The sequence below is a fragment of the Pseudomonas wayambapalatensis genome, assembly GCF_049942315.1.
Taxonomy (GTDB): domain Bacteria; phylum Pseudomonadota; class Gammaproteobacteria; order Pseudomonadales; family Pseudomonadaceae; genus Aquipseudomonas; species Aquipseudomonas wayambapalatensis.
In genome coordinates, this window is record NZ_JBNFMU010000168.1 from 1 (window position 1) to 10,397 (window position 10,397).

The following is a 10,397-nucleotide window of genomic DNA, read 5'->3' on the forward strand; positions in this document are numbered from 1 at the left end:
TTCCCCGCGAAAGCCTTCACACGGCCCGGGAGTCGAACGCCATCACAGCTTGGCGATGGACACCTCGGTGGATTTCACGAAGGCAATCACTTCACTGCCAACCTGAAGTTCCAGCTCGCGCACGGAACGCGTAGTGATCACCGAAGTGACGATGCCGGAGGCGGTCTGCACGTCGATTTCCGACAGTACCGGGCCTTCGAGGATTTCTTTGACGGTGCCTTTGAACTGGTTGCGGACGTTGATCGCTTTGATGGTCATGGCTTGATTCCTTTGATTGGCTTCGCAGATTCAGTGGGCCCAACGCAGTTGCGTGGGCAAAGGGGCTACAGGTTCCGGCTCGGGCGGCGTGCCAGGGACGGACAGGACACGGTTGAGCACTTCGCTTTCCAGCGCCGCCAGGCGGTGCGAACCACGCGCCCGCGGCCTTGCCAGGTCGACGGTGAGGTCCAGACCGACCTCGCCGTCCTCGATCAGGATCACCCGGTCGGCCACGGCGACGGCCTCGTTGACGTCGTGGGTGACCAACAGCACGGTGAAGCCGTGTTCGCGCCAGAGGCGCTCGATCAGTTGCTGCATTTCGATTCGCGTCAGGGCATCCAGTGCACCCAGTGGTTCGTCGAGCAGCAGCAGGCGTGGCTGGTGGATCAGCGCGCGGGCCAGGGCCACGCGCTGCTTCTGCCCGCCGGACAGCGCAGCTGGCCATTCATTGGCACGATCGGCCAGGCCGACCTCTTCCAGCGCTTGCACCGCGCGTGGCCGCCAGTCTCCGGACAAGCCCAGGCCGACGTTGTCGATCACCTTCTTCCAGGGCAGCAGACGGGCGTCCTGGAACATCAGACGGGTTTCCTCGCGGGCATCGGCCAGCGGCGCGGCACCGGCCAGCAGCTCGCCGGCGCTGGGTTGGTCCAGACCGGCCAGCAGGCGCAACAAGGTGCTCTTGCCACAGCCGGAGCGGCCAACGATGGCGACGAACTGGCCTGCCGGGATGTGCAGGTCGATACCGCGCAGCACTTCACGCTTGCCGAACGTCTTGCGCAGGCCGTTGGCGGCCAGCGGGATGCCACGCAGCAGGCGCGGCGGTTGTTCCTTGAGCACGGTCATGCGCCCTCCTTCTTCGCCACCTGGTAGGCGGGGTGCCAGCGCAGCCAGGCACGCTCCAGGCCACGGGCGGCGAGGTCGGCGAGCTTGCCGAGCACGGCGTACATGACGATGGCCAGGACCACCACGTCGGTTTGCAGGAATTCACGGGCGTTCATCGCCAGGTAACCGATGCCGGCATTGGCCGAGATGGTCTCGGCAACGATCAGGGTCAGCCACATGAAGCCCAGGGCAAAGCGCACACCGACCAGGATCGAAGGCAGCGCACCGGGCAGGATCACCTGGCGGAACAGCGAGAAACCGGACAGGCCATAGCTGCGCGCCATTTCCACCAGCGCCGGGTCGACATTACGGATGCCGTGGTAGGTGTTCAGGTAGATCGGGAACAGCGTGCCCAGCGCGACCAGGAAGATCTTCGCCGACTCGTCGATGCCGAACCACAGGATCACCAGCGGGATCAGCGCCAGGTGCGGCACGTTGCGGATCATCTGCACCGAGCTGTCGAGCAGGCGTTCACCCCAGTTCGAAAGGCCGGTGACGAACCCCAGCAACAGACCGATGCTGCCGCCGATCAGAAAGCCCACACCGGCGCGCCAGCCACTGATCGCCAGGTGAGTCCAGATCTCGCCGCTGCGCACCAGTTCGACACCGGCGCTGACCACAGCGCTCGGTGCCGGCAGGATGCGCGTGGACAGCCATCCAGCGCTGACCGCCAGCTGCCACACCGCCAGCAGCAGCACGGGCAAGGCCCATGGCGCCAGGCGCTGTGTCAGGGTGGAGGAAGTTGCACGACTCATGGCCTGGCCCTCAGCTCTGCGACACGGACTTGGGCAGGATGTCGTTGGCGACCATTTCACCGAACGGGCTCACATAGCCCCCGGCCTTGGCCTGCTCCGGGCGCTGCACGTCCAGGTGCGGGAACAGCAGCTCGGCGACGCGGTAGGACTCTTCCAAGTGTGGATAACCGGAGAAGATGAAGGTATCGATGCCCAGGTCGGCGTATTCCTTGACCCGCGCCGCGACCGTCGGGCCATCGCCCACCAGCGCGGTACCGGCGCCGCCTCGTACCAGGCCGACGCCCGCCCACAGATTGGGGCTGACTTCGAGCTTGTCGCGGTTGCCGTTGTGCAAGGCCGCCATGCGTTGCTGGCCAACCGAATCGAAGCGCGCCAGCGAGGCCTGGGCGCGGGCGATGGTGTCATCGTCCAGGTGCGAAATCAGTCGATCGGCGGCAGCCCAGGCTTCTTCGTTGGTTTCCCGCACGATCACATGCAGGCGGATACCGAAGCGCACTTCGCGGCCTTGCGCAGCGGCTTTCTCGCGCACCGCGGCGATCTTCTCCGCCACTGCAGCCGGGGGCTCACCCCAGGTCAGGTACAGCTCGACCTGCTCGGCGGCGAGGTCTTGTGCGGCCTCGGACGAACCGCCGAAATACAGCGGCGGGCGCGGCTGCTGGATCGGTGGATAGAGCAGCTTGGCGCCCTTCACCTGGATGTGCTTGCCGTCGTAGTCGACCACTTCGCCTTCCAGCACCTTGCGCCAGATGCGCGTGAACTCGACCGAGGCTTCGTAGCGCTCCTGGTGGTTCAGGTGCAGACCATCGCCGGCCAGCTCGTCCGGATCACCACCGGTCACCAGGTTGAACAGCGCCCGGCCATTGGACAGGCGATCCAGAGTCGCGGCCTGGCGGGCGGCCACGGTCGGCGAAATGATGCCCGGGCGCAGAGCGACCAGGAACTTCAGGTTCTGCGTCACCGGAATCAGTGACGCCGCGACCAGCCAGGAGTCCTCGCAGGAACGACCGGTAGGGATCAGCACGCCACCGAAACCCAGGCGATCGGCCGCCTGGGCGATCTGGGTCAGGTAGCCGTGATCGACGGCGCGTGCGCCTTCGGTGGTACCCAGGTACTTGCCGTCGCCGTGGGTGGGGAGGAACCAGAAAATGTTAAGGCTCATTGGAGTTGTCTCCTCAAGGGGGGCTCAAGCCGCAGCGATGCTGCGGCGCAGGCGAATCGTTCAAGGCGCGCTGGCGACCTTGGCCGGTGGGGTCCAGATCACGTCCTTGATGCTCAAGGGCTTGGGAATCAGCTTCAGGGCCTGGAAGGTGTCGGCGATCTTCTGTTGCGCGGCGATCACCTCCGGGGTCAGCGGCGCGGCGCCGTAGCCCTGGCGCTTGACCGAGGTCAGGGTGATGTCGGCCGGCAGGCCGAGCAGCGGCGCGACCTGGTCGGTCACTTGCTGCGGGTTGGCCTGGGACCACTCGCCCACGGCGCGCACCTCGTCGATGAGGGTGCTGATCACCGCCGGGTGCTGGGTCGCGTAACTGCGGGTAGCCAGGTAGAACTGGTGGTTGTCGACCAGGTCCTTGCCATCACGCAGGGTACGGGCCTGCAACTGCTGTTCGGCAGCCGCCTGGTACGGGTCCCAGATCACCCAGGCATCGACGCTGCCACGCTCGAACGCGGCGCGGGCATCGGCAGGCGGTAGGTAAACGGGCTGGATGTCGCTGTATTTCAGGCCGGCGTCCTCAAGGGCGCGGACCAGCAGGTAGTGCACGTTGGAGCCTTTGTTCAGTGCGACTTTCTTGCCTTTGAGCTCCTTCACCGACTGGATCGGCGAGCCCTTGGGCACGAGGATCGCCTCGCTGTGCGGCGCAGGCGGCTCATAGGCCACGTAGAGCAGGTCGGCACCGGCGGCCTGGGCGAAGACGGGCGGCGTTTCGCCGGTGACACCGAAATCGATCGAGCCGACGTTCAGCCCTTCGAGCAGCTGCGGGCCACCGGGGAACTCGGTCCATTGCACGTCGATGCCCTGTTCCTTCAGGCGCTTTTCCAGCGAGCCCTTGGCCTTGAGCAGCACCAGGGTGCCGTATTTCTGGTAACCGATGCGCAGGCTCTCGGCCTGGGCTTGGGTGATGGCGCCGAAGGACACAGCCGCCGCAAACAGGGCGACCAGACCACGACGCAAGAAGACTGTGCGCATGGCGCTCTCCTGTGCGAATGAGGTTCGGGTTGCACCTGCTTGCCTCGTTGTCGGGCGAGTAAGGTGGAAAAACGGTGACGCATTTGCGGGGTCGTTCAGATGCTCCAGCGAGCACTGATCAGGCGTTCGTTGAGTACACCTGGAGCGACCGGCTTGGGCCGACGCGCCAAGGCACTGTGAAAGGTTTCCAGCGAGTCCAGCAGGCGGGCCTCCAGGGCCTCGGCCAACTGTGCCGGGCGATTGCCTTCGGCGTAAGCGACCTGGCTGTCGTCGGCGAAGATCCCTTGAAGGGTCTCCTGCGCCTTGAGTGCCGACAGCACAGGCTTCAATGCGTAATCCACCGCCAGCATGTGGGCGATGCTGCCGCCGGTAGCGATCGGCAGGACCACCTTGTGTTCCAGCGCGCGCTCGGGCAGCAGGTCGAGCAAGGTCTTCAGGGCCCCGGCGAACGATGCCTTGTACACCGGGGTCGACACCACCAGCCCATCAGCCTGGGCTACCAGTTGCTGGAAGTGCTGCACCTGTGGGCTGTCGAAACGTGCGTGGAGCAGGTCTTCTGCCGGAAACTCGCGCACCTGGAAGGTCACCACCTCCACACCACGATCCTGCAACCACTGGCGCGAACGCTCGAGCAGCACGCCGGAACGTGAACGGGTACTGGGGCTACCACCTATCGAAACAACCAGCATTGCAGCGCTTCCTTAAATTCGGTTCCGGGGTGTGGCCCCAGTGAATGACTCCGACATTAGCAGCTCGCCACATATATCTATAAATCATATTTTTTTATTTGTTTATGCGTTATGGAGATATAGCGTTTTGACCTCGCCCGTTTCGCGGGCCAGCCCGCTCCCACAAAAAGCGGGCATAAAAAAAGGCCGTCGAAACGGCCCGAAATCCCTGCTATGGCTAAGAGCAATGCAACGAGGATTCAACGATTGGGTTGCGGGGTGAGGCGCAGATAGGGTTTGACGGCCCGATAACCTTTCGGGAAGCGCTGCTTGATCTCGTCCTCATCCTTCAGCGAAGGCACGATCACCACTTCGTCACCGTCCTGCCAGTTACCTGGGGTGGCGACCTTATAGTTGTCGGTCAGTTGCAACGAATCGATCACCCGCAGGATTTCGTTGAAGTTGCGCCCTGTGCTGGCTGGATAGGTGATGGTCAGGCGTACCTTCTTGTTCGGGTCGATCACGAACAGCGAGCGTACGGTAAGGGTGTCGTTGGCATTTGGGTGGATCAGGTCGTACAGGTCAGACACCTTGCGATCGGCATCGGCGATGATCGGGAAGTTGACCACGGTGTTCTGGGTCTCGTTGATGTCATCGATCCACTTGTGGTGCGAGTCGACCGGGTCCACCGACAGTGCGATAGCCTTGACGCCGCGCTTGGCGAACTCATCCTTGAGCTTGGCGGTCAGGCCCAGTTCGGTGGTGCACACCGGGGTGAAGTCGGCCGGGTGGGAGAACAGCACACCCCAGCTGTTGCCCAGCCACTCATGGAAACGGATCTTGCCGGCGCTGGAATCCTGTTCGAAGTCGGGGGCGATGTCGCCGAGTTTGAGGCTCATGGAAGCGGCTCCTGTGCTGTGTCTGGCCTTGTGGGATTCAATGTGCCTGCTTCCGATTAAAAATAAAAAGAATGAATACTGATTTATTTATAACCAGAAAGAATACGAATTTGCACACACAAAAAAGCCTCGCACCAGGCGAGGCTCTTTCGTTGCAGCTACGACTTACATGAAGTTGTAAGTGTAGTTGAAGATCAGACGAGTCTGATCGGCATCGTTGATGCTCTCGCCGCCGCCACGGTAGGTACCGTGACGCAGGCTGACGCCCAGGCCCTTGAGGGTGCCTTCCTGCAGTACGTAGTCGATACGCGCGTCGCGCTCCCACTCGCTGTAGGTGCCGCTGGTGCGGGCGTTCTTGACGTCATCACCGCGCAGGTAGGCCACGGATGCCTTCAGGCCCGGTACGCCCAGACGTGCGAAGTCATAGGAGTACTGACCGAAAGTGGTGTTCTCGCCAGCGCGGGCGAACTGGTTGATCATGCTGTCGGTGAACAGGTAGAAGCTCGAGCCACCGTTGCCTTCCAGCGGCGAGGTGCTGCCGTCCTTGCGCACGTTACCCTGGTTCAGCCAGACGAAACCGCCGTCGTCGCCAACCTGTTGGTGACCCAGCATGATTGCGTGGCCGCCGATGGTGTAGGTGAACATCGCGGACCAGGTCTTGTTGTCGACCTCGCCTGCGTTCTTGGCATAGCCACCGTTGTTGTTGAAGGTGTAGCCGGCTTCGCCGTTCTTGCCGTCGCTGCTGCTCTTGAACCAGCGCAGGTCGGTCTTGAACGACTGATCGTTGGCGATCTGGTAGACGTGGGTCAGACCCAGGAAGTGCTGCTTGTAGAAGTCTTCCAGGTTCGAGTAGTAGTACTGCAGGGTCAGGTCTTTGGTGACCTTCCAGTCGCCGCCGGCGAACTGGAACTTGTTGCTGTCGCGGTAAGCGCCGCCAACGGACAGGCCGGTGCGGTTGCTCGAGGCACGGCCCATGGCGTGGGTCAGCTGGCCCGCGTTGAGGGTGACGTTGTCGATTTCCTTCGACTGGACGGTACCGCCCTCGAAGGTTTGCGGCAGCAGACGACCGTCGTTGGAGACCAGGATCGGCAGGTTTGGCGCCAGGGCGCTGCCGTAGTGGACTTCGGTCTTGGAGAAGCGAGCCTTGGCGTTACCACCGATGCGAGCCCACTGGCTCACGGCAGAGCCGTCGCTGTCGCTTGGGAAGAAGGTGTTGTTATCCGGGTGACGGCCACGGCCGCCATCGAGGTGGATACCCCAGAGAGCTTGAACGTCGACACCGAAACCAACGGTGCCTTGGGTGAAGCCGGACAGGTAGTCGAGCTTGAAACCTTGGGCGGTTTCGCGCTGGTCACCGTTACGACCTTGAGCGTTCGTGCGAACTTCATGGTCGTCGTTGTTGAAGTACATGGTGCGCGAGCTGATGGATACCTTGCTGTCTTCGATGAAGCCAGCGGCGCCCGCTTGTTGGGCGAGAACCCCCAGTGCCACGGCCAGAGCCAGGCTAGACTTGTACATGCTTTGCTCCTCTACGTTCTAATTTTTGTACTCTCAAGGCGGGGGGATCTGCTGCCCCCCTCGCCACGGGTAAGCGATTTAGCACCAAAGTGTGACTGGTAAGTCAATCGTTACCGGAGATTTCACGACTTTGGTCTAATGCACCTGCGCTACAGGATAATGACAATCCTATAAATCCAAAATGACCGTTTTATGAAATCGTCAGATTTTTCCGGAATAAATACGGAACCTTCAGCGTCATTTGGTGTATTGGCGTCCCTTGCTCATAGCTTCCGGTTATCTGCAGCCCTTTGCCAGAGGGCGCTCCGTGAAAAGTTGTGAAAGCGTAGCCTTTCACAAAAATTTCACAACCTTCCGTCCGACAGGCGCGTGCGCTAAGCGCGTTGTCTCCTAAGCTAATTCTGAAAAGTTATTTATTTTGTAATTCTTAGATCATTTAGTCTTCGCGTCATTCATCACCCGATGCCTGACGAGAGGTTCGATCATGATCCCCCACGCCCCCCTGCGCCTGTTCGCCGCGCTGACCCTGGCCACCGCCAGCTGGTTCGCCCAGGCCGCCGACCTGACCGTGGCCTACCAGACCACCGTAGATCCGGCCAAGGTGGCCCAGGCCGATGGCAGCTATGAAAAAGCCAGCCACGCCAGCATCGACTGGCGCAAATTCGACAACGGTGCCGACATCATCGCCGCCGTGGCCTCCGGCGACGTGCAGATCGGCTACCTGGGCTCCAGCCCGCTGGCTGCCGCGACCACCCGCAAGGTGCCGGTGGAGACGTTCCTCATCGCCACCCAGATCGGCGCCGGTGAAGCGCTGGTCGCCCGCGACAGCATCAAGACCCCACAGGACCTGATCGGCAGGAAAGTCGCCGTGCCCTTCGTCTCCACGGGCCATTACAGCCTGCTGGCGGCGCTCAAGAGCTGGAACATCGACCCGGCCAAGGTGCAGATCCTCAACCTCGCGCCGCCTGCGATCATCGCCGCCTGGAAACGCGGCGACATCGACGCCACCTACGTCTGGGACCCGGCGCTGGGCGTGGCCAAGGAAAACGGCAAGGTGCTGATCACCTCTGGCGAACTGGCAAAGAAAGGCGCCCCGACCTTCGATGCCTGGATCGTGCGCAAGGACTTCGCCGAGAAGCACCCGGAGATCGTCAAGTCGTTCGCCAAGGTCACCCTCGACGCCTACGCCGACTACCGCAAGGACCCGAAAGCCTGGCTGGCCAATCCAGACAACGTGAACAAGCTGGCCAAGCTGTCCGGCGCCAAGACCGGCGATATCCCCGGCCTGCTGGAGGGCAACGTCTACCCGTTGGCCGCCGACCAGAGCGTGGCGCTGGGCGCGCCTACCACCCAGGCGCTGACCGACACCGCGACCTTCCTCAAGGAGCAAGGCAAGGTCGAGGCGGTGCTGCCGGATTACTCGCCGTACGTAACGGCCAAGTTCCTTCCCGACTGAAGCACCTGCCCAACCGATCGAACCCAGGGGCGCCCTGCGCCCCGAACCGGAGCCCATCATGGCCTTGCTCGAGCTGGAGCGCATCAGCGCACAGTACCCCGGCGCCACCACCCCGGTGCTGGATGACATCAACCTGACGCTGGGGCCACGCCAACTGCTGGTCGCCCTCGGGCCCTCCGGCAGCGGCAAGACCTCGCTGCTCAATCTCATCGCTGGCTTCGTCCCGCCCAGCAGCGGGCGCATCACCCTCGACGGTGCGCCCGTGCAAGGCCCGGGTGCCGACCGCGGCGTGGTGTTTCAGGATGACGCCCTGCTGCCCTGGCAGGACGTGCTCGGCAATGTCGCTTTTGGCCTGGAGCTGGCCGGCGTCCCTCGCGCGCAGCGTGAAGCCAAGGCGCGCGAGATGCTGGCACTGGTCGATCTGGCCGGGTTCGGCGACCGGCGCATCTGGCAGCTTTCCGGCGGACAGAAACAGCGCGTGGGCCTGGCCCGCGCCCTGGCTGCCGACCCACGCGTACTGCTGATGGACGAACCCTTCGGCGCCCTCGATGCCTTCACCCGCGAGCAGATGCAGGAGCTGTTGCTGCAGGTCTGGCAGCGCACCGCAAAGCCAGTGTTCCTGATCACCCACGACATCGAGGAAGCCGTGTTCCTGGCCAGCGAACTGGTGTTGCTGGCCCCTAATCCCGGGCGCGTGGTCGAGCGCCTGCGACTGGACTTCGGCCAGCGCTACGCCGCGGGCGAACCAGCGCGGGCGATCAAGTCCGACCCGCGCTTCATCGAAACCCGCGAGCACGTGCTGTCGCGGGTGTTTTCCCAACGTGCCGCCCGTCGCGAGGAGTCCGCATGAGCAGCCTGGACCTGCCGGTCGCCGGCAAAACCGACACCCGCACCGCCTCGGCGGTGAAGACCCGCCGCCCGCTGCCGACCCGCTGGATCAGCGTCCTGACCCTGGCCAGCCTGCTGCTGGTCTGGTGGCTGGTGACCGCTGCCGGCTGGGTCGAGCCACTGTTCCTGCCCGCCCCCGGCGACATCCTGGCCAAGGCCTGGGTACTGCTGACCCAGGGCTACATGGACGCCAGCCTCTGGCAGCACCTGGGCGCGAGCCTGGGCCGCATCGGCGTGGCGTTGCTGGCGGCGACCCTGACCGCGATTCCGGTCGGCATCGCCATCGGCTACAACCGCGTGGCTCGCGGTATCCTCGACCCACTGATCGAGTTCTACCGACCGATACCGCCGCTGGCCTACCTGCCGCTGATCGTGATCTGGTGCGGGATCGGCGAGCTGTCGAAAGTGCTGCTGATCTACCTGGCGATCTTCGCCCCGATCGCCATCGCCACCGCCACCGGCGTGCGCACCGTCGACCCGGCCAAGCTGCGCGCCGCGCAGTCGCTGGGGGCGAGCAAGGTGCAACTGATTCGCCATGTGATCCTGCCCAGCGCCTTGCCTGACATCCTCACCGGCATTCGCATCGGCCTGGGGGTCGGCTGGTCGACCCTGGTCGCCGCCGAACTGATCGCCGCCACCAGCGGCCTGGGCTTCATGGTGCAGTCAGCCGCGCAGTTCCTGGTCACCGATGTGGTAGTGCTGGGCATCCTGCTGATCGCGCTGATCGCCTTTGCCCTGGAGATGGGCCTGCGCGCCCTGCAGCGCCGCCTCGTACCCTGGCATGGACAGAGTCACTGACCTTTTAGGCCTCATCGGGGGGGAGGAAAACCCCCCCAAAAAAACCCGCCCGCCCATAGGGCCACAACAAAACCACCCACCCCCCCACCC

11 protein-coding genes are annotated in these 10,397 nt (G+C 63.5%); 3 read left to right on the forward strand and 8 right to left on the reverse strand.

Annotated elements, in window-relative coordinates; all coding sequences use genetic code 11:
• Positions 1-42: 42 nt before the first annotated feature.
• The 8 genes from ACPZMI_RS11115 to ACPZMI_RS11150 form a co-directional block, all read right to left on the reverse strand.
• Positions 43-258 carry a TOBE domain-containing protein gene (locus tag ACPZMI_RS11115; RefSeq protein WP_003255829.1) on the reverse strand — a complete coding sequence of 72 codons (216 nt, stop codon included), beginning with the start codon at positions 256-258 and terminating at the stop codon, positions 43-45.
• A gap of 30 nt (positions 259-288) precedes the next feature.
• On the reverse strand, positions 289-1,101 hold the full coding sequence (ssuB, locus tag ACPZMI_RS11120; protein ID WP_186710734.1) for an aliphatic sulfonates ABC transporter ATP-binding protein: 813 nt from the start codon (positions 1,099-1,101) through the stop codon (positions 289-291).
• Positions 1,098-1,895, reverse strand: coding sequence for an aliphatic sulfonate ABC transporter permease SsuC (gene ssuC / locus ACPZMI_RS11125; protein WP_426352231.1), 798 nt, complete (start codon positions 1,893-1,895; stop codon positions 1,098-1,100). The genes ssuB and ssuC overlap by 4 nt, the downstream gene beginning before the upstream one ends.
• A gap of 10 nt (positions 1,896-1,905) precedes the next feature.
• Positions 1,906-3,054: an FMNH2-dependent alkanesulfonate monooxygenase gene (gene ssuD / locus ACPZMI_RS11130; protein ID WP_426352232.1), complete on the reverse strand. Its 1,149-nt coding sequence runs from the start codon at positions 3,052-3,054 to the stop codon at positions 1,906-1,908.
• 60 nt (positions 3,055-3,114) lie between these two features.
• A complete protein-coding gene (locus tag ACPZMI_RS11135; RefSeq protein WP_186667414.1) occupies positions 3,115-4,080 on the reverse strand; it encodes a sulfonate ABC transporter substrate-binding protein in 966 nt (321 codons plus the stop codon).
• Positions 4,081-4,175: 95 nt separating this feature from the next.
• Positions 4,176-4,769: an NADPH-dependent FMN reductase gene (gene ssuE, locus ACPZMI_RS11140; protein ID WP_054891664.1), complete on the reverse strand. Its 594-nt coding sequence runs from the start codon at positions 4,767-4,769 to the stop codon at positions 4,176-4,178.
• A 239-nt stretch (positions 4,770-5,008) separates the two neighbouring features.
• Positions 5,009-5,647, reverse strand: coding sequence for a peroxiredoxin (locus ACPZMI_RS11145; RefSeq protein ID WP_054891663.1), 639 nt, complete (start codon positions 5,645-5,647; stop codon positions 5,009-5,011).
• A 165-nt stretch (positions 5,648-5,812) separates the two neighbouring features.
• Positions 5,813-7,165: an OprD family porin gene (locus tag ACPZMI_RS11150; protein WP_411383604.1), complete on the reverse strand. Its 1,353-nt coding sequence runs from the start codon at positions 7,163-7,165 to the stop codon at positions 5,813-5,815.
• A 484-nt stretch (positions 7,166-7,649) separates the two neighbouring features.
• Here ACPZMI_RS11150 and tauA point away from each other — a divergent pair, with 484 nt between their 5' ends.
• Genes tauA through tauC form a run of 3 tightly spaced genes read left to right on the forward strand, consistent with a single transcriptional unit; the run spans position 7,650 to position 10,307 of the window.
• A complete protein-coding gene (gene tauA / locus ACPZMI_RS11155; RefSeq protein WP_426352233.1) occupies positions 7,650-8,621 on the forward strand; it encodes a taurine ABC transporter substrate-binding protein in 972 nt (323 codons plus the stop codon).
• A gap of 58 nt (positions 8,622-8,679) precedes the next feature.
• Entirely contained in the window at positions 8,680-9,471 is a 792-nt protein-coding gene (gene tauB, locus ACPZMI_RS11160; protein WP_426352234.1) for a taurine ABC transporter ATP-binding subunit, read from the forward strand.
• Positions 9,468-10,307 carry a taurine ABC transporter permease TauC gene (gene tauC / locus ACPZMI_RS11165; RefSeq protein ID WP_186667410.1) on the forward strand — a complete coding sequence of 280 codons (840 nt, stop codon included), beginning with the start codon at positions 9,468-9,470 and terminating at the stop codon, positions 10,305-10,307. The genes tauB and tauC overlap by 4 nt, the downstream gene beginning before the upstream one ends.
• Positions 10,308-10,397 lie beyond the last annotated feature (90 nt).